The sequence below is a fragment of the Arthrobacter sp. E44 genome (assembly GCF_041877125.1).
Taxonomy (GTDB): domain Bacteria; phylum Actinomycetota; class Actinomycetes; order Actinomycetales; family Micrococcaceae; genus Arthrobacter.
This window is the reverse complement of sequence record NZ_JBHDJA010000004.1, coordinates 16,836-41,187: the sequence shown is the minus strand read 5'-3', so window position 1 is coordinate 41,187 and position 24,352 is coordinate 16,836. Positions and strand designations below refer to the sequence as shown.

The 24,352-nt window shown below is 66.8% G+C and carries 22 protein-coding genes; 6 read left to right on the top strand and 16 right to left on the bottom strand.

All coding sequences use genetic code 11. The annotated features are described in order from the left end of the window. The 3 genes from ACETK3_RS05230 to ACETK3_RS05220 form a co-directional block, all read left to right on the top strand. Nucleotides 1-496, top strand: a 496-nt coding sequence (locus tag ACETK3_RS05230; RefSeq protein WP_373992634.1) for a hypothetical protein, incomplete at its 5' end; no start/stop codon positions are given. A 115-nt stretch (nucleotides 497-611) separates the two neighbouring features. Next, the gene (locus ACETK3_RS05225) at nucleotides 612-1,250 is read left to right on the top strand and encodes a VOC family protein (RefSeq protein WP_237430176.1); all 639 of its coding nucleotides are present in this window, start codon (nucleotides 612-614) and stop codon (nucleotides 1,248-1,250) included. A gap of 326 nt (nucleotides 1,251-1,576) precedes the next feature. Next, entirely contained in the window at nucleotides 1,577-3,313 is a 1,737-nt protein-coding gene (locus tag ACETK3_RS05220; protein ID WP_237430175.1) for an HNH endonuclease signature motif containing protein, read from the top strand. Nucleotides 3,314-3,370: 57 nt separating this feature from the next. On the opposite strand, the gene ACETK3_RS05215 is transcribed toward ACETK3_RS05220, so the two are convergent. The 6 genes from ACETK3_RS05215 to tdh form a co-directional block, all read right to left on the bottom strand. Next, the gene (locus ACETK3_RS05215) at nucleotides 3,371-4,150 is read right to left on the bottom strand and encodes a CPBP family intramembrane glutamic endopeptidase (RefSeq protein WP_237430174.1); all 780 of its coding nucleotides are present in this window, start codon (nucleotides 4,148-4,150) and stop codon (nucleotides 3,371-3,373) included. 68 nt (nucleotides 4,151-4,218) lie between these two features. Beyond that, nucleotides 4,219-5,007, bottom strand: coding sequence for a DeoR/GlpR family DNA-binding transcription regulator (locus tag ACETK3_RS05210; protein WP_237430173.1), 789 nt, complete (start codon nucleotides 5,005-5,007; stop codon nucleotides 4,219-4,221). Between the two features lie 101 nt (nucleotides 5,008-5,108). Beyond that, complete coding sequence (gene hutI, locus ACETK3_RS05205) at nucleotides 5,109-6,320, bottom strand: imidazolonepropionase (RefSeq protein ID WP_237430172.1); 1,212 nt, start codon at nucleotides 6,318-6,320, stop codon at nucleotides 5,109-5,111. 11 nt (nucleotides 6,321-6,331) lie between these two features. After that, entirely contained in the window at nucleotides 6,332-7,462 is a 1,131-nt protein-coding gene (locus ACETK3_RS05200) for an FAD-binding oxidoreductase (protein WP_237430171.1), read from the bottom strand. A 40-nt stretch (nucleotides 7,463-7,502) separates the two neighbouring features. Continuing rightward, nucleotides 7,503-8,699, bottom strand: a complete 1,197-nt coding sequence (locus ACETK3_RS05195; RefSeq protein ID WP_236801825.1) for a glycine C-acetyltransferase — start codon at nucleotides 8,697-8,699, stop codon at nucleotides 7,503-7,505. Nucleotides 8,700-8,720: 21 nt separating this feature from the next. Further along, on the bottom strand, nucleotides 8,721-9,767 hold the full coding sequence (tdh, locus tag ACETK3_RS05190) for an L-threonine 3-dehydrogenase (RefSeq protein ID WP_237430170.1): 1,047 nt from the start codon (nucleotides 9,765-9,767) through the stop codon (nucleotides 8,721-8,723). Nucleotides 9,768-9,897: 130 nt separating this feature from the next. On the opposite strand from tdh, the gene ACETK3_RS05185 reads away from it, so the two are divergent. Next, on the top strand, nucleotides 9,898-10,809 hold the full coding sequence (locus ACETK3_RS05185; protein WP_236801823.1) for a LysR family transcriptional regulator: 912 nt from the start codon (nucleotides 9,898-9,900) through the stop codon (nucleotides 10,807-10,809). A 23-nt stretch (nucleotides 10,810-10,832) separates the two neighbouring features. Here ACETK3_RS05185 and ACETK3_RS05180 read toward each other — a convergent pair whose 3' ends face one another. The 5 genes from ACETK3_RS05180 to ACETK3_RS05160 form a co-directional block, all read right to left on the bottom strand. Then, nucleotides 10,833-11,540 carry a hypothetical protein gene (locus ACETK3_RS05180; RefSeq protein WP_236821677.1) on the bottom strand — a complete coding sequence of 236 codons (708 nt, stop codon included), beginning with the start codon at nucleotides 11,538-11,540 and terminating at the stop codon, nucleotides 10,833-10,835. Nucleotides 11,541-11,744: 204 nt separating this feature from the next. Beyond that, on the bottom strand, nucleotides 11,745-13,253 hold the full coding sequence (gene gatB, locus ACETK3_RS05175) for an Asp-tRNA(Asn)/Glu-tRNA(Gln) amidotransferase subunit GatB (protein ID WP_236821676.1): 1,509 nt from the start codon (nucleotides 13,251-13,253) through the stop codon (nucleotides 11,745-11,747). Beyond that, the gene (gene gatA, locus ACETK3_RS05170; RefSeq protein ID WP_236801820.1) at nucleotides 13,253-14,824 is read right to left on the bottom strand and encodes an Asp-tRNA(Asn)/Glu-tRNA(Gln) amidotransferase subunit GatA; all 1,572 of its coding nucleotides are present in this window, start codon (nucleotides 14,822-14,824) and stop codon (nucleotides 13,253-13,255) included. Before gatA ends, gatB begins: the two co-directional genes overlap by 1 nt. A gap of 2 nt (nucleotides 14,825-14,826) precedes the next feature. Next, entirely contained in the window at nucleotides 14,827-15,123 is a 297-nt protein-coding gene (gene gatC / locus ACETK3_RS05165; protein WP_175319340.1) for an Asp-tRNA(Asn)/Glu-tRNA(Gln) amidotransferase subunit GatC, read from the bottom strand. A gap of 146 nt (nucleotides 15,124-15,269) precedes the next feature. Then, a complete protein-coding gene (locus ACETK3_RS05160; protein WP_236801819.1) occupies nucleotides 15,270-16,751 on the bottom strand; it encodes a CitMHS family transporter in 1,482 nt (493 codons plus the stop codon). A 231-nt stretch (nucleotides 16,752-16,982) separates the two neighbouring features. Between ACETK3_RS05160 and ACETK3_RS05155 the strand changes: the two genes are divergently transcribed. After that, nucleotides 16,983-18,725 carry a sensor histidine kinase gene (locus ACETK3_RS05155; protein ID WP_237430169.1) on the top strand — a complete coding sequence of 581 codons (1,743 nt, stop codon included), beginning with the start codon at nucleotides 16,983-16,985 and terminating at the stop codon, nucleotides 18,723-18,725. Beyond that, the gene (locus ACETK3_RS05150) at nucleotides 18,718-19,380 is read left to right on the top strand and encodes a response regulator (RefSeq protein ID WP_237430168.1); all 663 of its coding nucleotides are present in this window, start codon (nucleotides 18,718-18,720) and stop codon (nucleotides 19,378-19,380) included. Before ACETK3_RS05155 ends, ACETK3_RS05150 begins: the two co-directional genes overlap by 8 nt. A 10-nt stretch (nucleotides 19,381-19,390) precedes the next feature. Here ACETK3_RS05150 and ACETK3_RS05145 read toward each other — a convergent pair whose 3' ends face one another. The 5 genes from ACETK3_RS05145 to ACETK3_RS05125 form a co-directional block, all read right to left on the bottom strand. After that, complete coding sequence (locus tag ACETK3_RS05145; RefSeq protein ID WP_237430167.1) at nucleotides 19,391-19,771, bottom strand: RidA family protein; 381 nt, start codon at nucleotides 19,769-19,771, stop codon at nucleotides 19,391-19,393. Nucleotides 19,772-19,818: 47 nt separating this feature from the next. Continuing rightward, nucleotides 19,819-20,322: a GNAT family N-acetyltransferase gene (locus ACETK3_RS05140; protein ID WP_237430166.1), complete on the bottom strand. Its 504-nt coding sequence runs from the start codon at nucleotides 20,320-20,322 to the stop codon at nucleotides 19,819-19,821. Between the two features lie 109 nt (nucleotides 20,323-20,431). Then, on the bottom strand, nucleotides 20,432-21,241 hold the full coding sequence (locus ACETK3_RS05135; protein ID WP_237430165.1) for an inositol monophosphatase family protein: 810 nt from the start codon (nucleotides 21,239-21,241) through the stop codon (nucleotides 20,432-20,434). Beyond that, nucleotides 21,238-23,463: an NAD-dependent DNA ligase LigA gene (gene ligA / locus ACETK3_RS05130; RefSeq protein ID WP_237430484.1), complete on the bottom strand. Its 2,226-nt coding sequence runs from the start codon at nucleotides 23,461-23,463 to the stop codon at nucleotides 21,238-21,240. The genes ACETK3_RS05135 and ligA overlap by 4 nt, the downstream gene beginning before the upstream one ends. 180 nt (nucleotides 23,464-23,643) lie before the next feature. Further along, a complete protein-coding gene (locus ACETK3_RS05125) occupies nucleotides 23,644-24,276 on the bottom strand; it encodes a hypothetical protein (protein WP_236801813.1) in 633 nt (210 codons plus the stop codon). Nucleotides 24,277-24,352: the final 76 nt, after the last annotated feature.

Here is a 24,352-nt window from a genome sequence, read left to right as displayed (position 1 = left end):
CCTCGTCATCACCCCCGTCGGCAGTGACGGAACCATCGCCCTGACCAACAACTCCAACGGCACCGTCCACCTCACCGCCGACACCTCCGGCTACTACATCGCTGGAACCGCCGTAGACCCTGGCTCGTTTTCCTCCCAGACACCGTTCCGGCAGCTTGATACGCGCAACGGCACCGGAGGCACCAGCGGACCAGTCGCTCCCGGAGCCACCATCAAGGTCCCGGTAACCGGACGGGGCGGCATCCCGGCAACAGGCGTGTCAGCCGTGGCCGTAAACGTCACTGTCACCGAGCCCACCAGCAACGGATTCATCACCGTCCACGCCGGAGGCACCACCCCACCGGGAACCTCCAACCTGAACTTCGCCGCAGCCCAAACCGTGCCCAACCTCGTCATCACCCCCGTCGGCAGTGACGGAACCATCGCCCTGACCAATAACTCCAACGGCACCGTCCACCTCACCGCCGACACCTCCGGCTACTACATCGGTGGCTGATCAAATGCCGATCCTGGTCAGCTGGGAGGCAGGAAAACAGCCCGAATCCACGAAGGAAATTCCAGTAAGGGTATCCTTAGCTGAGAGCCGCATCACAAAGTGCCAAGATGTTGCCATGCGCATGGATCACGTCTCTTACGCCTGTGAACACGACGGCCTCGCGGCCACTACCGAACGTATTGCAACTGCCCTCGGCGTTGAGGCAGTGAAGGGCGGGGTGCACCCCCGGTTCGGAACCCGGAATATGATCATCCCGCTGGCCGGTCACAAGTACCTGGAGGTCGTGGAGGTCCTGGACCACCCCGCTTCTGACAAGGCACCGTTTGGACAGGCCGTACGGGCCCGTTCCGCGGCCGGCGGCGGCTGGATGGGCTGGTGCGTCGAAGTGGACGACCTCGCCCCCTTCGAGGAACGCCTTGGCCGCTCCGCCGTCAACGGCAACCGCAAGTTCCCGGACGGCCGCGAGCTGGTCTGGAAGCAGATTGGCATCCTGGGCCTCATCGCTGATCCCCAGGTCCCGTACATGCTTAAGTGGGAGGGCGATCCCTCGCTTCACCCGTCCAACGCCTACCAGAGCAGCCTCAAGATGAGGTGCCTGACCATCGCCGGCTCCGCGTCGAGGGTCACGGAATGGCTGGGCGAGCCGGTGGAGAAGCCGCTCGAAGATGTTGCGGTCGAGTGGGTCGCCCCGCACGGAACGCCGGGCATCCTGTCGGTCACCTTTGAGACCGCCAACGGGGCCGTCACTATCTGACGCTCCAGCCCTAGTCTCTTTTTGGGAGATGGGTGTGCCGGGTCCACGCCCGGATAATCTTCGGCCGCCATGAGGTGGTGACAACGGCGTCACCACCTCATGGCGGCCGAATTCGTTCAAGCGGCGTTTGACTTTTTGGGCTCAGGGCAGCGGATTTTTCTGCGCCAAGCATGCTCTTTTTCACACGGGACATTTGGGCTGCGACAGGGAACCTTTGCGTCCAAAAAGTACGACGACGGCGGGCGGCTTCGGTGGTCCGGCTTACCCACTCAGGTAAGCTGCTCGGCGCAGCTCATATTGTCAGACCCCTGTTGGATGATCTTCATATGGGAATCAGCGGTGGTGTGAGGGCAGGTGCGGAGGGCGTTCATGCCTCGGTGGCTGCCCTCGGTGCGCTGGATGCCATAAGTGCGCTGGAGCGGGAGGATGCTTTCCTGGCCTCCGGGGTTGGTGTTGGTTCCGGTGTTGATGTGCTGCAGCGGCGGTACGAGATCCGGCTGGAGCGGCTGGAACTCACGGCCCGGTTGGAGGCGCAGCTCGCGGCGATGAAGGCGCGGGATGCAGCCGAGGCGATCGGGTTCCAGCAGGCCATGACCCCGCCCGACGCGTCCATCCAGGACCGCACCTACGCCGAGATGTCCGTGGTGGAAGAGATCGCAGGGGTCCTCACCGTCAGCTCCGCCGCCACAGGCGCCCTGGTGGAACAGTCCCGAAAAATCTGCTCCCTCCCACCGGTGTTCCAGGCCCTGTCCACCGGTGCCATGTCCTGGCAGCACGCCCGCATCGTCGCGGACGAAACCGAGGGCCTCGACGCGGCCGGCGCTGCCGCGCTGGTGGCGCACTTCTTCGACCCCGACGCACCCCACCCCGCCCGCGGCGCAGCCCCGGGCGAACTCGTCCCCTCCCGCTTCCGGGCCAAAGTCCGTTCCTGGCGCGAACGCCACCACCCCGAGACACTGCAGAAACGCCACGCCAAAGGGGTGACGGACCGGCGAATGGAATACACCCCGGACCGGGACGGCATGGCCTGGATCTCGCTCTACCTCCCCGGCGACACCGCCTGCGCCATCTGGAACCGCACCACCGCCACCGCCCGCGGCCTCCAAGGCCCCAACGAACCACGCACCATCACCCAACTCCGCCCCGACATCGCAGCATCCCTGCTCCTCAGCGCCGGCAACACCAAGGGCACCGGCACCACCACCGCGGCAGAGCCGGCCAGCATCGACGACGGGACCGGCAACGACGACGTGACCGGCAACGCCATCAGTTCGTCGGCCGTGAGGGAGATCGGCAAGGTCCCCACCCCGCGGGCCGACGTCCTGGTCACGGTGCCGGTGTTCTCCCTGCTCGGACTCACGGATGAGCCCGCCATGCTCGACGGGCTCGGCCCCATCCCGGCATCCATGGCCCGCAAACTCGTCGCCGACGGCGCGGCCTTCTACCGCGTCCTGGTCGACCCCCGCGACGGGGCACCCTTGGAGATCGGCCGGAAGAACTACCGGCTCACCGAAACCATCAAACGCTGGATCAGGATGCGCGACGCCAAATGCACCTTCCCCGGCTGCACCAACCGCACCCCGGACAACGAAACCGACCACCTGAAAGCCTGGGAACACGGCGGACCCACCGGCACCAGCAACCTGGCACAACTCTGCCCCAAACACCACCGGCTCAAACACCACACCCAATGGACACCAGACCCGGCCACCACGAGTGAATCACCCGGCTGGACCTCACCCACCGGCCGCCACTACAAACCCGAACACCCCCACCCAGAACCCACACACTGGCCACCGGGAATCCTGCCGGCGGAAGCTATCGTGGCTGCCATGCCGGTGGATGCTCCACAGTGGCAGCAGCTGCTCGCGGGCATGCCTGATTGGGCCGATCCACCACCCGAAGATCCACCCGGCGAAAACCTGCTCGAGCCGGGCGAACTATGCCCGACAGATCCACTGTGGGAGGACTTCTACGCGCAGCCCTTCATTCTCCCACCGGACCCAGAAGCGGACTCCTGGTTGCTGCTGTCGTTCATCCGAGAGCAGCTATCACGCCAATAACGCCCTGCATCGTCATAACGGTGAGGCCGGGCAGCCCAGACTGAGGAGGTGGGGTATCTACCCCAACCCCACCGCCTTCCCGAAAAGGCTGAACCCGACGAACGCCACGATATCCAGCAGTGCGTGGGCTATCACCAGTGGCATGACCCGACGTGTCCGGGTATACAGCCAGGCAAAGACAATGCCCATCACTGCGTTGCCAATGAATGGACCGAAGCCCTGGTACAGGTGGTAGCTGCCGCGCAGCACCGAGCTCACGGCGATGGCCAGCGGCATGCTCCATCCGAATTTCCCAAACCGGTCGAGCAGATAACCCACCACAATGACTTCCTCGAGCACCGCATGGCGGACGGCCGACAGGATGAGGACGGGAACCGTCCACCAGTAGGCATCCAATGCACTGGGAATGATGGCCGTGGTGATCCCGAGCGCCCTGCCGGCCGCATACAGGCCCAGCGAGGGGATGCCGATCAGTGCAGCCAGCCCCAGCCCCTGAAGCAGGTCCTTTCCGGGCCGGGCGAAATCGAACCCGAGCTTCTGGAACGCGGACCGGGAGGTGCCGGGCTCACCGGGCGCGGCGGGGCGGTCCTCAGTAAGGAAGTACAAAACCAGCAGTACCGGCACCAGCGCAAAGACGATATCCAGCAGCTGGTACGTCAGGTCAAAGTACTCGCGGGTACTTTGGGAACGGTTCAGGGTGGACGTGCCCTCCGCCAGCGGGGCGCGGGTCATCTTGTCGAGCAGCTGCACCACGGAGTAGACGGCCGACTGGCCCAGGGACAGGCCCAGGACGATCCAGACTTCGAGCCGCAGGCGGCGGCGGGAGGGAACCAGCATGTTCCCATCTTGCCTTCAGTTTCTGGATCCGGCCTGATGGAACTGCCGATGCACCCAGGTCCGCAACATCAGGAGGGTGCGACGATCACTTCCGTGCCGTTGGCCTCGAACGCAGCCTTGTCACGGGCAGAAATGCCGGAATCCGTGATCAGCCTGTTGAAGTCATAGCCGTCCATGGTGGCGAAGGCGCGCACTCCTACCTTGGAGGAATCCGCGATGACATAGGACACCCGGGCACGGGAGGCCAAAAGGGCATTGACCGAGGCCTCCCCCTCGCCCGTATTGGTGGGCCCCACCTCGGGATCGATGCCGTTGACGCCAATAAAGGCGATGTCCAGCACCACCTTCTGCATGATGATGTCCGTGTAAGGCCCCACCAGTTCGTAGGACCGCGGGTTGAGGATCCCGCCGGTAACCATCACCTTGATGTTGGGTCGGACCGCCAACTGGCCGGCAATATTAATGGCATTGGTCACCACAGTGAGGGTGGGCTGGTTGGAGGGTGCGTTCAGGTCCTCCCGGGTGGCGAGAATCTGTGCAAGGGCGGTGCTGGTGGTACCCCCGCAGAGACCGATCACCGCACCCGGACGAATCAAGGCCGACGCACACTGCGCAATCTGCTCTTTGGCTTCGGCATGGTCGTCGCGGTTGTAGCGGCCTGGCAGGTCGTAAGCCAGGGCACCCGTGGTCGCCCCGCCGCGCGTCCTCGTCAAAAGCCGGCGCTTGGCGAGGCTGTCCAGGTCGCGCCGGGCAGTGGCCGGGGAAACATTGAGGGTGCTGACAATCTCGTCAACCTCTACCTGTCCCGTCTTCGCCAGCAGGTCGAGAATTGCCGTAAGCCGGTCAGTGCGCGTCATTCAAGTGGGCCTCTCAATCAAAGCAGCCACCATTCCTGATGACGTTTTCTGACTATAACGTACATTATATGATCAGAAACAATCATGTGAGCGTACTGAAGCTATCGCTCTCTGGCTCCGGCCCGCCACACAGCGTACGTCAAGGGCACGCCCGGGCGGTAAGCGAGGTGCGTGGCCGAAGGCGCATTCAGCAGGTGCAGGTCGGCACGGTGACCGACGGCGATTGACCCCACGGCGCGTTCACCGTCCGCATCCTGCCCGGTGTCCTCGTGCAACGCCAGGGCACCGCCATAAGTGGCGGCCCGTACTGCCTCATGCACGGAGAGGTGCATCTGCAGGACAGCAGTGGTCACGCAAAACGCCATGGAGCTCGTGTAGGACGTACCGGGATTGCAGTTGGAAGCAATTGCCACCTGCACTCCGGCATCGAGAAGCTCGCGGGCAGGAGCCAGCGGCTGGCGGGTGGAGAGGTCGCAGGCCGGGAGGCAGGTGGCCACAGTGCCGCGCTCCCCCGCACCGCTCACCGCGTCCCACCCGGACCACGAAGCAGCCAAGGCTTTGACGTCCTGCCCCGACAGGAAGTTCACGTGGTCCACGCTCGCCGCTCCCAGCTCCACGGCAAGTTGCACGCCGGGCCCCTCACCGAGCTGATTGCCGTGCACGCGGAGGCCCAGGCCCGCGTCCCGGCAGGCCAGCAGTACCCGGCGGGACTGTTCAGCGGTGAACGCGCCCTCTTCGCAGAAGACGTCGGCCCACTGTACGTACGGGCGAACGGCGTCGAGCATGGGTCCGCAGACCAGGTCGGTGTACTCGTCCGGGTCCTGGCCGGCGGGAACCAGATGGGCGCCGAGGTAGGTCACCTGGTCTGCCACCGTGGACGCGATGCGGGCGCTGCGGGCCTCATTCTCGACGTCCAGGCCGTAGCCGGTTTTGGTTTCCAGGTACGTGGTTCCCTGCGAGACGGCCTCGGCCACCCGGCCCATGGCCAACCGTGTGAGGTCGAAGTCGGAGGTGGCGCGCGTGGCTTCCATGGTGACGGCGATGCCGCCGGCGGCGTAAGCCTCGCCCGCCATCCGGGCTTCGAACTCGGCGGTGCGGTCGCCGGCGAAGAGCAGGTGGGTGTGCGAGTCCACCCAGCCTGGCAGCATGGCCCGGCCTCCAGCGTCGACGGCGTCGTCGGCTGCGGGGGCATCGGCTGCGGCACCGATCCATGAGATCCGTTCCCCCTCGATGACTACCGCCGCATCCTTCAGGACCCGCTGCTCAAGGTCCTGCGTCATCAGCTCGGCAATATTGGTGATCAGGGTACTCATGGGACCATTCTTCAACGCCGGATGGACCAGCGTGTGGCGGCCAGGGCCTGCGCTGTCCGGGATGCCGGACCGTCGGCTGCGCCGGCAACGAAGGCAGTACCTCCGGAGGAGTCCTGCCCGGCAAGGATCTGGGCGGCCGCGAACTCCGCCAGGGCTGCCGAGGTCTGGAACCCATATCCGCCCTGCCCCGCCAGCCAATAGAACCCTGCCGCTTCGGCGTCGAATCCCGCAACCGGAACTCCGTCCGCGGCTTCGGTCCGCAGCCCCGTCCACGCCCGCCGGACTTCCGTAATCCCCAGGCTGGTGAAGGCGTTCAGTTTCTCCACCAGGCGTTCCACGTCTCCGGGGCGCGGGCGTGCATCCTCGGGGCCACTGGGAACGGTCTCCGACGGCGAAATCAGGACGTCGCGGCCGTCGGGGCGGAAATAGAACGTGTTGTCTGCGGCAGCCACCATTGGAGTGGCGCCAGGAAGGGGACGTTCGACGGCGGCAATCGCCGCGGTGCGCCGGTACGGCTGCAGGCCCAGCTTTTCGACGCCGCTGATCACCGCGAGCTCGTCCGCCCAGGCTCCCGCGGCGTTGACCATCACTCCCACTTCGAACCCCTCGGCACCGGCACCCACCTGCCAGCCCGAACCCAGCCGTTGCGCCGAATGGACTCGGGCGCCGGTGATGATGTCGGCGCCGGCGGCGAGCGCCCGCTTGCGATGTTCTTCCAGGAGCAGCGGGGCGTTGCAGCCAAAGGATCCAGTATCTAGTCCCGCGGCAGCAAAGGTTCCGGGCTTCAGGGCCGGGCAGAGCTCCAGGGCGCGCTCCACGGAGATGGGCTGCATGTGCCCACTGGCTTCCGCGGCCACCTCAGCCTCGGAGCCGATCAGCATGAAGCTGCGCGGCGTCAGGACCGGTTCCGGGAGTTCCGCGTCCCGGGCCGCGAGCAGCTCCAGGGTCCGGACGGTGAGTTCCTGGACCACCGGCGGCCCGTAGCTGGGGATCAGCTGTCGGGCGGAGCGGGAGGACGTGTGGTACGCCAGCTCCTGCTCCGCCTCCACCAGGACAACACTGCAGCGGCCCGCGAGCGCGGACGCAAGGGAGAGGCCGGCAATGCCGCCGCCCACGATCAGGACATCGTAATGAGCTGCCATCGGTCCATCCTTGCAGAATTCAGCTGGGGTGCGGCAGGTGTCAGGCTGCCGCCTCGTCACGGCTGGCGACGAAGGCACGAACGCACGCTTCGACGTCGTCCGCTGAATGTGCGGCGGAAAGCTGCACCCGGATCCTTGCGGCACCCCGCGGAACCACGGGGAAGCTGAAGGCGGTGACGAAGACTCCGTGCTGCAGCATCCGGTCGGCCACCTTGGCGGCCATCACGGCATCACCGAACATCACCGGGACGATGGCGTGCTCGCCCGGAAGCAGGTCGAACCCCTCCTCGGTCATGCGGCGGCGGAAGAGTTCGGCGTTTTCGAACAGCCTGCGCCGCAGGTCACCGGAGCTTTCCACCAGGTCCAGCGCCTTGAGCGTGGCTGCAACGATGGCCGGAGCCAGGGAATTGGAGAACAGGTAGGGCCGTGCCTTCTGGCGGAGCATGGCGACAATCTCCCTGCGGCCGGACACGTAACCGCCCGAGGCTCCGCCCAGCGCCTTGCCGAAGGTGCCCGTGTAGATGTCCACGCGGTCACTGACACCGGCGTGTTCGGGAGTACCCGCACCTGTGGCACCCATGAAGCCCACGGCATGGGAGTCGTCCACCATCACCAGGGCGCCGTACTTGTCGGCGAGGTCGCAGATGGCCTCGAGCGGGGCAAGGTAGCCGTCCATCGAGAACACGCCATCGGTGACGATGATCTTCCGGCGGGCGTCCTTCGCTTCCACCAGCTTGGCTTCCAGGTCCGCCATGTCCTGGTTGGCGTACCGGTACCGCTGTGCCTTGCACAGGCGGATTCCGTCGATGATGGAGGCGTGGTTCAGGGCATCGGAGATGACGGCGTCCTCGGCCCCGAAGAGGGACTCGAACACCCCGCCGTTGGCGTCGAAGCAGCTGGAGAACAGAATGGTGTCCTCGGTACCCAGGAACTTGGCGACCCGGGCTTCCAGTTCCAGGTGCAGGTCCTGGGTGCCGCAGATGAAACGGACGCTGGCCATCCCGAAACCGCGCTCGTCCATGGCGGCCTTGGCGGTGCTGATGATGTCAGGATGGTCAGCCAGTCCCAGGTAGTTGTTGGCGCAGAAGTTCAGCACGTCGGCGCCGGGGCCGCCGATCTGTCCGGCGGTGATGTGGCTGGACTGCGGTGAGCTGATGCTGCGTTCGGTCTTGTAGAGCCCGGCCGCGCGGATTTCTTCCAGCTCGTCGTGGAGCTGATCCTTCATGGAGGTGTACATGGGGTTCCTTAGTATCGGGTCTTAGAGTCGGGTCCAGTCCAGGACAACCTTGCCGCCCACGCCGCTGCGGGCAATCTCGAAGCCCTTCTCCCAGTCCGCGGCCGGCAGTGCGTCCGTGACCACGGCGGAGATTCCGGCGTGGAGCACCGGGTTGGACGAGAGCATGGCGCTCATGGCGTACCAGGTTTCGTACATCTCGCGGCCATAGATGCCCTTGAGCGTGAGCATGTGGGTGACCACCTTGCCCCAGTCGATGGTGATCTCCTGGCTGGGCAGCCCCAGCATGGCGATCCGGCCACCGTGGTTCATGTTGTCGATCATCTCAGGCAGCGCGGAAGGGTGCCCGGACATTTCCATTCCGACGTCGAAGCCTTCGCGCATGCCCAGCTCACGTTGGGCGTCGCGCACCCGGGTGGTGGAGACGTCGATGGCAAGGTCGGCTCCGAGCTGCCGGGCCAGGTCGAGCCGTGGCTTGGAAACGTCCGTGATGGCGATTTTGCGTGCACCCGCGTGGCGGGCGACGGCGATGGCCATCAGTCCAATGGGGCCGGCGCCGGTGATCAGGACGTCCTCGCCCACCAGCGGGAAGCTCAGCGCGGTGTGGGTGGCGTTGCCGAACGGGTCGAAGATGGCGCCAAGCTCCGGGGTGACTGAAGGGTCGTGGTGGACCCAGACGTTGGTTTCGGGGATCACCACGTACTCGGCAAAGGCACCGTCACGCTGGACACCCACACTGACGGTGTGGATGCACATCTGGCGGCGTCCTGCGCGGCAGTTCCGGCAGATGCCGCACACCACGTGCCCTTCGCCCGAGACCCGGTCGCCTACCTTGACCTCCCGGACGTCGTCGCCCACCTTCACCACTTCGCCATAAAACTCATGGCCGGCAATGAGGGGAGCCTCGATGATCCCCTGCGCCCATGGATCCCAGGACTGGATGTGCAGGTCCGTGCCGCAAATGCCGGTGGTCATGACCCGGATCTTCACGTCCGCCGGCCCGGCCTCTGGTTCGGGCCGCTCGACGAGTTCGAAACCGGCCTGCGGGCCAGCCTTATAAAGGGCCTTCATTGGCATCCTTACTGATTGGGGTTCACGTTTGCGGGGTATGTCATCCCCATTGAAGCGCCGAGCACGCGTAAGCACAACAGCATTTTTCTCAATCAACGATGTAGTAATAGCTAATGATTAGACTGGAGCCATGGAGGTTCATCAACTCGAAATTCTGCGGGAACTCGGTGCCCTGGGCAGCGTGAAGGCGGTGGCCGACACGCTCATGGTCACCCCGTCGGCAGTGTCGCAGCAACTGGCCCACCTGCAGCGCAGCGTGGAGGTGCCCCTGACGCGCAAGGAGGGCCGGAACCTGGTGCTCACCGAAGCCGGCCAGGTCCTCGCCGACGCCGGTGCCGCCGTCGTCAGCGCCATGGCCGAGGCCCGCGGCGCGCTGCGGACCTATCATGGCTCTCCCGCCGGCAGGGTGACGGTCAGCGGGTTCCACAGCGCGGGACAGGCTTTGTTCGCGCCGCTGGCCAGGATGCTGGACCGGCCGGAGCATCCGCGGATCGAGCTCTCCGACGAGGATGTTGCGCAGCAGGACTTTCCCGCCCTCACTGCCCGTTACGACCTGGTGCTGGCGCACCGCATGGACCACAGCCCGCGGTGGCCGGCGGAACGGGTAGCCGTCATCCCCCTGGCGCACGAACCCCTCGACGTGGCACTGCCCGCCGGCCACCCCTTGGCGCAGAAGGACACGGTGACAGCGGACGACGTCGGCGCCGAAGCCTGGGTGACCAGCCACCCTGGCTACTCCCCCGCCGACGTTCTTGCCGCCGTCGCTGCCGTTTCCAGCCGGGAACCGAACATCGTCCACCGCATCAACGACTACTCGACGGTGGCGGCCTTGGTGGCCACCGGCGGCGTGGTGGGACTGCTCCCCAGGTACACGGCAGGGCCGGTGCTTAACCCGGACATCGTGCTGCGCCCGCTGGCGGGGATCAGCACCCGGCGCAGGATCGACCTGCTGGCCCGGCCGGAGAACCTGAAGCGGCGGGCGGTGGTGATGGTGTGCGAGGCACTTGAGGACATCATGGCGGGGCTGGTGCGCCAGGGCTGAAAAGTGCAGCGGGGCTGAAAAAGTCAGGCGCCCTGGTCGTCCTGGTGGTCTTTGCCCATCTTGTGGCCAAGGCCTTGACCGTGTCCCGGCGCGCCGCCCAAACCATGCCCCAGCCCAGGGCCGGGCTTGTCACCGGCGCCCTTCACGATCCGCTTGGCCGTGGCATTGTCCCCGTCCTTGACGCCTGCAATGCGGACGGCATCCCCTGCGGCAATGTCCGCGATGGTTCCGTCCGTCGGCTTAAGCCTCTTGCCGTCGTCGCGCTTTGCTCCCGGGCTGGCCGGCATGCGTGGGCTGGCTGGCGCGTCCGGGCTGGCAGTAGGCGCGGAACCATCCGCTGCTGCCGGAGGAATCCTGGTGATTCTCGTGTCGCCGTTGACGGTGTAGGTCTGGATGAAGCCGTCCTCGCTCTTGACCGTGATGGCCGAGCCGCTGACCGATTCCACCGTCCCCCGCTGTTCCAGGACGGTCTGGAAGGTGCCATCCGCGTTCTTGACCACCTCCTCGCCATGAAGTGGCTGGGGACGCTGGGCTTTCTTGTCCTGCTTGTTTTGCTGTCCGGGCGCGCTGCCTGAATGGCCTGGGGCGGATTGCGGTGCCGATTGTGACGGCGAGGGGGTGGGCGTGCCCGTGGCCGACCAGGCAAGGGCAGCCCCCGTGCCGGTCAGCGCAAGGGCCACCGCCCCGGCAAGCGCGGCCTTGCGCACCCTCATTGATTCCCGGACCACCATGGTTGTTCCTCCCGCACCTTCGCGCCGCAACTCCCGGCCCGGGGCACCGGCTCACCTGGCCTCAAGTGTAAGGGTGATGCGCACGCTCAACCACGGGTACTTTCTGTGACGGCCGCCTGAGTACTTAAAGCGCAACTGGGTCGCAGTTGTTGTCGTTATGAGGGCTCAAAACGACAACAACTGCAACCCAGTTGGGTGGGTTTGCTAGACGGTGACGCCCAGCTTCTCCAGGATCAGTTCGCGGACGCGGCCGGCGTCGGCCTGGCCGCGGGTGGCCTTCATGACCCCGCCCACGATCGCGCCGATGGCCTGGACCTTGCCGCCGCGGATCTTCTCCGCAACGTCGGGCTGGGCGGCGAGCGCGGCGTCGATGGCTTCCAGGAGGGGGCCGTCGTCGGACACCACGGCGAGGCCGCGTTTTGCGACAACCTCTTCCGGGGTGCCTTCGCCGGCGAGCACGCCGTCCAGCACCTGCGTGGCCATCTTGTTGTTGATCTTGCCGGCCTCCACCATGCGGGCGAGCTCCACGATGGTGGCCGGCTCGACGCCCAGCTGGCCGGGGTCAACGTCGGCGGCCTTGGCGCGTCCCACGATCTCGCCCATCCACCATTTGCGGGCCACGGAGGCCGAGGCGCCGGCGGCAATGGTTTCCTCGATCTCGTCCAGGACCCCGGCGTTCACCACGTCACGGAACTCGAGATCGGAGTAGCCCCAGTCAGCCTTGAGGCGCTTGCGGCGCTCGGCCGGAGGCTCGGGCAGGGTGGCGCGCAGCTCCTCCACCCATTCCCGGGAGGCAACCACGGGGACCAGGTCCGGTTCCGGGAAGTACCGGTAGTCGTCGGCGTCGGACTTGGGCCGGCCCGAGGTGGTGGTCCGGGTGTCCTCGTGCCAGTGCCGGGTTTCCTGGACAACCGGGTTGCCGGAATCCAGGACGGCTGCGTGGCGCTGGATCTCGTAGCGGACAGCGTGTTCGACGGCGCGCAGCGAGTTCACGTTCTTGGTTTCGGAGCGGATGCCGAACCGTTCGCGGCCGTGCGGGCGGAGCGAGACGTTGGCGTCGCAGCGGACGTTGCCGCGTTCCATCTTCGCGTCGGACACACCCAGGTTCTTCACGATCTCCCGGACAGCGGCCACGTACGCCTTGGCCAGCTCCGGCGCGCGCGAGCCTGCGCCCTCGATGGGCTTGGTGACGATTTCCACCAGCGGCACGCCGGCACGGTTGTAGTCCACCAGGGAGAAGTCGGCGCCGTGGATGCGGCCGGTGGCGCCGCCCATGTGGGTCAGCTTGCCGGCGTCCTCCTCCATGTGCGCGCGCTCGATCTCAACGCGGAACACGGTGCCGTCCTCAAGCTCGATGTCCAGGTAGCCGTCGTACGCGATGGGCTCGTCGTACTGGGAGGTCTGGAAGTTCTTGGGGGTGTCCGGGTAGAAGTAGTTCTTCCGGGCGAAGCGGCAGGATTCGGCGATCTTGCAGTTCAGCGCCAGGCCGATCTTGATGGAGGATTCCACGGCGGTCTTGTTCACCACGGGCAGGACGCCGGGCATGCCCAGATCCACTTCATTGACATTGGTGTTGGGCTCATCGCCGAAGACGTTCGGGGCGGAGGAGAACATCTTGGTCTTGGTGTTCAGCTCCACATGGACCTCGAACCCCAGGACGGGATCGTACTTCTCCATGGCCTCATCGAAGCTCAGGATTTCGTCAGTGCTCATTATTTTGCCTCCTGGGTTTCGAGGGTTTCAGCCGCAAGGTCGGGAGCCTGGGCCAGCAGCGGGCCGCCCCACTTCGCTTCGAGCAGCGACTCCAGGACCGCACCCACCCGGTACAGGCGGGCATCCTCGCGGGCCGGGGCCAGCAGCTGGATGCCAACGGGCAGCCCGTCCTCGTCCGCCAGCCCGCCGGGCAGCGACAGGCCGGGCACGCCGGCCAGGTTGGCCGGGATGGTGGCGACGTCGTTGAGGTACATGGCCAGCGGATCGTCCAGTTTTTCACCGAGCGGGAAGGCCGTGGTGGGGGCGGTGGGCGAGATCAGGACGTCGGCCTGCGCGAAGGCAGCCTCGAAGTCCCGCTGCACCAGGGTGCGGACCTTTTGGGCGGAGCCGTAGTAGGCATCGTAGTAGCCCGCGGACAGGGCGTACGTGCCCAGGATGATGCGGCGCTTGACCTCGTCGCCGAAGCCGGCGGCGCGGGTGGCACCCATGACGCGTTCAATGGTCATGGGGCCCTCTTCGGGGAGGACGCGCAGGCCGTACCGGACGCCGTCGAACTTGGCCAGGTTGGAAGAGGCCTCGGAAGGCATGATCAGGTAGTAGGCGCCCAGGGCGTACTGGAAGTTGGGGCAGGAGACCTCAACGATCTCGGCGCCGGCTTCCTTGAGCAGCTCGAGGGCGTCGTTGAAGCGGTTTTCGACGCCGGCCTGGTAGCCCTCGCCGTGCAGTTCCTTGATGATGCCGATCCGCAGTCCCTCCACGTTGCCGGTCTTCGCGGCGGCAACGAGGTCAGCCAGGGGTTCGGGCAGGGAGGTGGAGTCACGGGGATCGTGCCCGCCGATGACCTGATGCAGCAGGGCGGAGTCCAGCACCGTGCGGGTGACGGGACCGATCTGGTCCAGCGAGGAGGCCATGGCGATGGCGCCGTAGCGGGAGACGCTGCCGTAGGTGGGCTTCACGCCGACGGTTCCGGTAACGGCACCGGGCTGGCGGATGGAGCCGCCGGTGTCCGTTCCCAGGGCCAGGGGCGCTTCGAAGGCGGCAACGGCGGCCGCGGAACCGCCGCCGGAACCGCCGGGGATCCGGTCAAGGTCCCACGGGTTGCGGGTGGGGCCGAAGGCCGAGTGCTCGGTGGAGGAGCCCATGGCGAATTCGTCCAGGTTGGTCTTGCCCAGGATGGGCATCTTGGCGGCGCGCAGGCGTTCCACGACCGTTGCGTCGTAGGGGCTCTGCCAGCCCTCGAGGATCTTGGAGCCTGCCGTGGTGGGCTGGCCGATGGTGACAATCAGGTCCTTGACCGCGATGGGAACACCGGCCAGGACGTGCAGGGCCTCGGCTTCGGCACCCCCGGCGGCACGGATCGCGTCCACCTCGGCCGCGACGGCCAGGGCTTCCTCGGCGTTAACGTGCAGGAAGGCGTTGACCTTGCCGTCAACGGCGGCGATGCGGTCCAGGTAAGCCTGGGTCACTTCGACGGCGGTGACCTCGCGGGCGGCGAGCTTTTCGGCCAGCTGCGCGGCGGACAGTCGGACCAGGGCGTCGGCGCTGGTGCCGGTGGAGTTTTGTTCAGTCATGGTTATGCCTCATCCAGGATGGCCGGGACCTTGAAACGGTTTTCATCGGAATCCGGGGCGCCGGAGAGGGCCTGTTCCGCCGTGAAGGTGTGCCCCACGACGTCGTCGCGGAACACGTTGGTGAGCGGAATGGGGTGCGAGGTGGCCGGAACGTCGTCCCCGGCGGCCTCGCTGACGGACTTGACCGAATCGACAATGACGGCGAGCTCGCCGGCCATCCTGTCCAGCTCTTCGGCACTCATCTCGATGTGAGCGAGACGCGCGAGATGCGCGACGTCGTCACGGTTGATCGCAGCCATGGATCTCCCCTGCAAAGTTCGAATTGTTTTCCGATCCAGTCTAGTGCGGAAACGCAGATGCCCGTCTGACATCCCCCAGCGGGCGTCAGACGGGCACCTTCGATGCCCGGTCCGGTCACGGGGACGGGAGCGCGGGCAGCTACAGACTAACCGATCCCAATGGCTCCGGTCAGCATCCCGACCCCGAGCATTACAAGCGAGATCACGGCGGTGCGCCAGAGGACCTTCTTGTGGTGGTCACCGAGGTCAACCTTGGCCAGCGACACCAGCAGCAGGATGGCCGGAACCAGCGGGCTCTGGAGGTGGAACGGCTGGCCGGTGATGGAGGCACGGGCCATGTCCGCGGCTCCGACGCCATAGTGGGCGGCGGTCTCGCTGAGGACCGGCAGCACGCCGAAGTAGAACGCGTCGTTGCTCATGAAGAACGTCATGGGGATGCTGAGCACGCCGGTGATGACGGCCATGAACGGGCCCATGGAGGACGGGATGATCTGGACCAGCCAGGCGGACATGGCTTCCACCATGCCGGTGCCTTTGAGGACGCCGGTGAGGACGGCGGCGGCCATGACCATGCTGACCACGGCCACGATGGACGGTGCGTGCGCAATCAGCTGGGCGCCCTGGTCCTTGACCTTGGGGAAGTTGACCAGCAGGGCGATCGCGGCGCCAACCATGAACACGAACGGCAGCGGGATGACGTTGGCCACGAGCACCACCATGACGGCGACCGTCAGGGCCAGGTTGAACCAGAACAGCTTGGGCCGCAGGGTGCTGCGGTTGGGATCAAGGGCGGTGTCGGCAAGTCCGGCGCCGCCGTTTTCAGTAGCGGTGTCGTTGCGCTCCAGCACGGCCACGGAGGATCCGGCCGGGAAGCCGTCGACGGCGGGGGCTGCTCCGCCGGGGTTGCCGCCCTTGCGTCGGCCGGTGCCAACACCGGTGCCCGCGGCACCCGCCGGGCTGCCGCCGTCGAACTCTTCGGCAGTGTCCGGCACGCTCCAGATCTCCGGCGCAGTGGCGCGGAGCCGGTTTCGTTCCTGCAGGCCGAGCAGCCAGGCGAAGGCGAAGACCACGACCAGGCCGGCCACCAGGGAAGGGATCATGGGGACGAAGACGTCGTTGACGTCGATCTTGAGGGCGGTGGCGGCGCGGGCCGTGGGGCCGCCCCACGGCAGGATGTTCATGGTGCCGTTGGCCAGGCCGGCCACGCAGGTGAGGACCACGGGGCTCATCTTGAGGCGCAGGTAGACCGGCAGCATGGCCGCGGTGGTGAGGATGAAGGTGGTGGAGCCGTCGCCGTCCAGCGATACGGCAGCGGCCAGGATGGCGGTGCCCAGGACGACCTTGGCGGGGTCATTGCCCAGCTTGCGGAGGATGAACTTCACCAGCGGGTCAAACAGCCCGACGTCGATCATCAGGCCGAAGTAGATGATGGCGAACATCAGCAGGGCCGCGGTGGACGTCATGGACTTCATGGAGTCCATCACCATATCGCCGATGCCCAGGCCGGCGCCGGCGAAGAGGCCAAAAACAGTAGGGACAATGATCAACGCCAGCACTGGCGTCAACTTCTTCGTCATGATCAGCACCATGAATACCGCGATCATGGCGAATCCAAGTATTACCAGCACAGCCGGCTCCTTCTTGTGAACAGCACCACGGCGGTGTGATGCGTGCTACAGACTGTAGGGTGGCGGCCGTCACGGCAGTGCCTTTGGCTCAATTGATTGGCATACTGCTTATTTGGAGCATTTTGCTCATTGTGCTCACCGGGCTTTTCGCACTTTTCGTGCTGCCACGGCACCCTTGGAGCGCAGCGCCACAACCCGCTAAACCCGCGCCAGACCCGTCAAGGAGGATGAATGCAGCGTCCCGTGCCCCGGCAGCCGGTGCGGTTTTCCACCCAGACGCTGCTGCTGCAGCTGGCGGTAGTGCTGTTGGTGGTGCTGCTCAGCGCCGCCGTGCACGCCTGGCTCACCTATGACCGGGTAGGCAGCGATGCGGAGAACCAGGCGCTGACCCTGGCCCGGACCGTGGCCTCCGACCCGGAAACCCGCGCCAACGTGCAAGCCATCAGTGAACAGCCCGGCACTCCTCCGCCCGCCGAACTCCTGGCCGGGCCCCTTCAGTCATCGGCCGAGGCTGCCCGTACCCGGACCGGAGCACTGTTCGTGGTGATTACCGACGAAACCGGCATCCGGCTGGCCCATCCTGATCCGCACCGGCTTGGTGAAAAGGTCAGCACCGACCCGTCCGAGGCGTTGTCCGGGCAGGAGGTCACCACCCGGAACACCGGGACGCTTGGCCCCTCCGCCGGTGCGAAGGTTCCGGTGTACGCTCCGGGCACCGGCATGGTGGTGGGCGAGGTGAGCGTGGGCTACTCCATGGAAACCGTGGCCCAGAGCGTGGCCCGCGACATCGGACCGGTGGCCCTGACGGCCGCGGGCGCCCTGCTCGCCGGGGTCCTGGGCTCCTTCCTGCTGCGCCGCCGGCTGCAACGCCTCACCCTGGGGTTGGAACCGGAGGAGATCAGCACGCTGGTGCACGACCAGGTGGCGGTGCTGCAGGGCGTGGACGACGGCGTCATTGGCATCAGTGCCGACGGCCGGATCAGCGTGTTCAACGCCGCCGCGCAGCGACTGCTGGGACTGCCCGACCTGTCCGGCACGCGGTGGGAGAATGCGCCGGTGCCAGAGCAGCTGAAGACGCTCACGCGGGCGGTCCCCCGCGTAACCGGCGCCGCAGGTTCAACACTTGACGCCCTGGAGCTGGTGGCCGGCGGCCGGGTGCTGGTGGTGAACGCCCGCAAGGCGCTGCACCGGCGGGAGGACCTGGGCTGGGTGATCATGCTGCGCGACCGGACGGAACTGCAGGGGCTGACGCGGCAACTGGATGCGGTAGGGACCATGTCCACTGCGCTGCGGGCACAACGCCACGAGTTTGCCAATCAGCTACACACGCTCGCCGGCTTCCTGGGCATCGGGCAGCACCAGGAAGCACGCGATTACCTGGCCACGCTGGCGGCCACCGGTCCGCTGAAGTTTCCGGTGGACCAGGCCGAGCTGCTCCAGGACCCGTACCTGCAGGCGTTCGTGGGCGCCAAGGGCGTGGAGGCTGACGAGCGCGGCGTCACGCTGCGCATTGGACCGGAAACCCTGGTCCGCGGGCAGGTCACAGATGCCCAGGATGTCACCACGGTGCTGGGGAACCTGATCGACAATGCCGTCAATGCGGCTGTGGCGGGCTCAGCGACGGACCGGTGGGTTGAGCTTGAGGTGCTGGACGAGCCAGGCGACGACGGCGGCACACTGCACGTGGTGGTCGCGGACTCTGGTGACGGGCTGGCAGAGGGAACGGCTACGGAGCACGTGTTTGCCGAGGGCTTCACCACCTCTTCCGGTCCCGTCCGCGCCGGCGGCGGCCAGGGCTTCGGGCTTGCCCTGGCGCGCCAGCTGGCCCGGCGCCGCGGCGGTGACGTAAGGGTGCTCGAACGCGGGACGAAGGGCGGGCCGGGAGCCGTGTTCATGGCCACCCTTCCGCACACCACGGCAGGCAACCCTGCCAACAGTAATCCGGGGGCAGCCGGAAAGGACGGAAATGGCTGACGATTTTCGGGTTCTGATCGTGGACGACGACTTCCATGTGGCCAAGCTGCACGCCGCCTATGTGGACTCGGTGGCGGGCTTCCTTGCCCTGGCCCCGGTTGGCACGGCGTCGCTGGCGCTGCAGGCCATCCACAGCCTGCGGCCTGACCTGGTGCTGCTGGACGTCTACCTTCCCGATGCCTCCGGCCTGGACCTGCTCCAGCAGCTGGATGTGGACACGATTATCCTCAGCGCTGCCTCCGACGCCGCATCCGTCCGGGTGGCATTCCGCCGCGGCGCCCTGGGGTACCTGCTCAAGCCCTTTACGTCCGAGTCGCTGTCCCAGCAGCTGCGCTCCTACGCCCGGTACCGGCGCCTCCTGGCCCAGCCGGGCGCACTGGACCAGGAGGCGGTGGAACGTGCCAAACGGTCGCTGATTCCGGGCGACGTCACGCCGTCGTCGAAACCCCGCTCGGCAACCGAGGCGGCGGTGCTGGAGTCACTGGCCCCGGGCGAGCAGTACTCTGCCGCCGAAGTGGCCTCCCGCGTGGGCGTCTCCCGGGCAACCGCCCAGCGCTACCTGTCTTCACTGGCCGACGACGGCGCAGTGGACATCCAGCTCCGCTACGGCACCACCGGCAGGCCGGAGCACCGCTACGGCCTGCCGGGAAGGTAGGGCAAGAAACCTAGGCGCTCTTCTGGGCGACCAGTTCGATCTCAACGAGCATCTTCGGGTCCAGGAACGGGAGCACATGGACCAGGGAGAGGGTGGGGCGGATCTCGCCGAACACCTCGCCGTGCGCCCGGCCGGCTTCTTCCCATTTACTGATGTCCGTCAGGTACAGCTTGGACTGCACCACGTCCTCGTAGGCGAAGCCGGCGTCGGCCAGGACCTTGCCCAGTTTCTGCAGGATGTACTGGGTCTGGGTGTAGAAGTCATCGCCCACCACTCCGTCCTCGCCGCTGGCCGCAGTGGCGGAGATGTAGAGGGTGTTGTCCACCTGGACGGCACGGGAGTAACCGAGGGTCTGTTCCCAGACGGATCCGCTGCCGAAGGTTTTGCGCATGGGTGGGCCTTTCAAAGCTGGAATGGGTCGCCACCACTGTAGGGCTGCTACAGGTCGCGCCGATAAACCAGCAGTTTTGTGTCGGTGCCGGGAACGAACCAGTCCCGCTCGGGCACGCGCTGGAACCCGGTCTTGCGGTACAGTCCGTGCGCGCTTTCCCAGGCCTGGCCGGTGGTGAGGGACACTGCCTTGATGCCGGGAAGGGTTTTCGCGTGATTAAGGATGGCGTCCACCATGGCCTTACCGGCACCGCTGCGCTGGACGGCCGGGTCCACCACCAGCATGCGGAATTCAAGCTCGTCCTGCAGGGCGATGTCCGCGTACGGTTCCCCGGCCAGCGCCAGGGTGACTGAACCGATGACGATCCCTTCCCGTTCTGCCACCCAGATGGTGGCCTGCTGGGCGCGGGCCGCAACGTCCATGATCTTGACCATGTACGGGTGGGCGGGGTCGTCAAAGTAGCCTGCGGAAAGGTAGGAGTCGCCGGTGATGCGGGCGACGGCCGCGAAATCGGCCTTGACGGCGGGACGGATGGTCAACTGCTTGTGCACCCGTCAATGGTAGTAGCTCCCGTGCCTGCCCTCGGGCGGAACAGTGCTTTCCGTGATCGAACTATCACTACGGGCGACTGGAGCACGTGCGGCTGCCTGGAACGCTCCCCTACAGCGGGAACTTGCCGGACAGTTCCAGGCTGGCGGCGCACGTCCAGGCGTCCAGTCGCTCATCGTCCGCGGGGCCGCCGTCAAGGGGGCTGGTGAGGCGCGGCCTGCGCACCCAGCAGCCGGCTTCCTCCGCGATCAGGGCGCCGGCCGAGAAGTCGTGCTCGTTCAGTCCGCGCTCGCCGTAGGCGTCATGGGTTCCATCGGCCACCATGCACAGGTCAAGGGCAGCGGAGCCAAGCCGGCGGACATCGGCAAAGCCGTCCATCAAAGTACCGAAGGCCGCAGCCTGCTGGACGCGGATCTCGGGTTCATAGCTGAACCCTGTGGCCAGGATCTGCCCGGCGCGCCCCGGAACCGGGCCGTCGAGCCTGGTAACGACGCCCCGCTCCTCCAGCCACGCACCCTGGCCGCGGGCAGCGTAGTACACGCGGCCCAGCGCAGGCGCGTTCACGACGCCGGCCTGCCAGACGCCGTCGGCATCCGCCACCGCCACCGAGGTGGCGTAGTAGACGATATTGCGGATGAAGTTGGTGGTGCCGTCCAGCGGATCAATGGACCAGCGGTAGCCGGTGGGATCGGCGGGGCGGGTGGTTCCCTGCTCCTCACCGGTGACGCTGTCGCCGGGCCGTGCCGCGGAAATGACGTCCCGCACCGCACTCTCGGCTGCGACGTCGTAGGCGGTGACCCAGTCCCCTGCCGCCCCCTTGTTGCTCGCGTCCAGGGCGTTGCCGTCGCGGCCGGACAGGACGTGGGCACCAGCGGCGGCAGCCTGCCGGGCCACCTCCAGCAGTTCCGAAGCGGAAGTCATGCGTTCTCCCCAGTCTCGTCTTCGATTGCCGCGTCTTCCGTCTCGTCTTCGTCCGCTGCTGCCGCGTCACCCAAAGCGGCGGGGCCGCCGTCGAGCAATTGCCGGAACCCATCCTCATCCAGCACCCGGATCCCCAGCTGCTCTGCCTTGTCCAGCTTGCTGCCGGCGCTTTCGCCGGCCACCACGTAGCTGGTGTTCTTGGATACGGACCCCGCGGCCTTGCCGCCCCGGAGCAGGATGGCCTCCTTGGCCTCGTCGCGGCTGAAGTTGGGCAGGGAGCCGGTGACCACCACGGTGAGCCCTTCGAGGGTGCGCGGCATGGACTCGTCCTGTTCGTCCTCCATGCGGACACCGGCGGCGGCCCAGCGGTCGATGATCTCCAGGTGCCAGTCCTCGGCGAACCATTCCTTCAAAGCGGCGGCGATGGTGGGGCCCACCCCGTCCACGTGGGCCAGTTCCTCCTCGGAGGCTGCACGGATGCGGTCCATGGAGCCGAACGCCTGGGCCAGGGCCCGCGATGCCCGGGGACCAACGTGCCGGATGGACAAGGCGACCAGCACGCGCCACAGGGGCTGGGTCTTGGCCTTTTCGAGTTCCTTGAAGAGCTTCTGGGTGGTGGCGGTGGGCTTGGAGGGCGACTTGGCGGTGCCCTTGCTGAAGAAATACGGCACCAGCTCGGACTCGCCTGTGGGGACTCCCTTGACCTTTTTCTCGCGCCGGATCCGGACGCCGGCCAGGTCCTCCGGGGTGAGCTCGAACAGCCGCGCTTCGGAAGTCAGCGGCGGCACCTCAGGCTCCGCGGGCTGGGTAAGGGCGATGGCGGCTTCCCAGCCCAGGGCCTCGATGTCGAACGCACCCCTGCCCGCTACGTGGAACACCCGTTCGCGCAGCTGGGACGGGCACGACCTGGCGTTGGGGCAGCGGACATCCACGTCCCCTTCCTTGGCGGGGGCCAGCGGCGTGCCGCAGGAGGGGCATTCGGTGGGCATGACGAAGTCGCGCACCGGCGGGTCCTGCTGGTCGCGGAGGTTCAGGACCGGGCCCACGATCTCGGGTATGACGTCCCCCGCCTTCCGCAGGATTACGATGTCGCCGATCTTGACGCCCTTGGCCTTGACCACGTCCTGGTTGTGCAGGGTGGCCATTTCCACGGTGGAACCGGCGACCTTGACCGGCTCCATGACGCCGTAGGGGGTGACGCGGCCTGTGCGGCCCACGTTGACCTGGATGTCCAGCAGCTTGGTGTGGACTTCCTCGGGCGGGTACTTGTAGGCCACGGCCCAGCGGGGAACGCGGGTGGTGTTGCCCAGGGCCCGCTGGGTGGCGAAATCATCCACCTTGATCACGATGCCGTCGATCTCATGGAGCAGCTTGTGGCGCTGGTCGCCGTACCGCTTGATGAAGCCCAGCACGTCGTCGCGGGTTTCCAGCACCTCGAAGTACGGGCTGACCGGCAGGCCCCAGTCCTTGAGCAGCCCGTACGTCTCCGACTGGCTGCCGGCGGCAAGCCCCTCCCGGGCGCCGATGCCGTGCACAAACATCTTCAACGGCCGCTTGGCAGTCTCGGCCGGATCCTTCTGGCGCAGCGACCCGGCTGCCGCGTTCCGCGGGTTGGCCAGCGGCGCCTTGCCGGCCTGGATCAGTGCCTCGTTGAACTCGGCGAAGGCCTTGGACGGGATGAAGACCTCACCCCGTACCTCCATCTCGGCCGGGAAGCCAGTACCGCGCAGTTCCTGCGGGATTTCCTTGATGGTGAGCAGGTTGTGGGTGATGTCCTCACCCGTGGTGCCGTCGCCGCGGGTGGCGGCACGCACCAGCTTGCCGTCCCGGTACAGGAGGTTGACTGCCAGGCCGTCGATCTTGAGTTCGGTCAGCCAGGCTGCCTTGGCGCTGCCGTCACCGATTTTTTCGATGCTGGCCTCGGCCCGGTTGAGCCAGGCCTCAAGCTCCTCCAGCGAGAAGACGTCCTCCAGGCTGTACATCCGCTGCAGGTGTTCCACCGGCGCGAATGCGGCGGAGACCTCGCCGCCCACTTCCTGGGTTGGTGAATCGTTGGCCACCAGTTCCGGGTGCAGCGCCTCGATCTCCTCGAGCCGGCGGAAGAGGGCATCGAACTCGGCGTCCGACACCAGCGGAGCATCCTCCTGGTAGTACGCGAACCGATACTTCCGCACCAGGTCCGCAAGGTTTTCGTATTCCTCGCGGACGGCCTCGGTGGGGATCGCCTCTGGTTCGTGCGGTGCCGGGGTCCGGGTGGCGGTCTTTTCTGCGGGTCCTGGTCCTGTGCTCACAGACCTATCTTGCCCTACACCTCCGACAGCCACCCGGCAGGCCCGCGCGGCAGGCAGTAAGCGCTGCGGCCGGGAAGCGCCGAAGCCAGGCAGTGTTGCCGCAGGAACAGGTCAGTGCGACCGGAGCCGGTTGCGCGTCCACCAGGCAAAGGCGCCGGCTGACACGGCCAGCAGCACCGTTCCGGCGGCGATGGGCAGCAGGGCCGGGCCGCCGGGGGCCTGGCCTCGGACAGGGGCTGCGGCAGCCAACTGCGCTGGCGCGGCGGACCGGGTGACGGGGCTGTTCCAGTCCTGGCCGCTGGACGGACCGGTTGGAGGCCGGTAACCGGCTGCGGCCGAGGCGGTGCCAGGCGCGGGCTCATCCAAGTCCGCCCCTGCGGTGGCAGGGATCGCGGCGGGATCAGGTGCCGGGGCAGCGGGCTGCGGGGCCGTATCTGCCTGCGGAGGCTGGGGCTGGGCAGGCTGGGCGGGCGGCTCGGCAGGGGGTGCCGGCTGGGCGGGCGGCGGAGCCGGTTCCTTGGATTTCCGCGGCCGCCCGTTCTGGCCCGTGTCCGGGCTGCTGGCAAGGATGGGAAGACAGATCAGCCCGCAGTCGGTGGCCTGCGTGCCGGACGCCGGAGCGGGCGAGGGTGCAGTGGTTGCAGCGAGTGCCGAGCCTGCTGGGAAGAAGCCAAAGGCGAGGGCCAGGACGGCTGCGGATGCCGTCGTCGAAACGGCGTGGCGGAACGGTGCGGACGGGGTCATTGCTACCTTTCGATGCGCGCAGCCCCCCACCACGGCTTTCTGGTGTCCCCGGTAGTCTTCTACAGCGCCCTGCGGG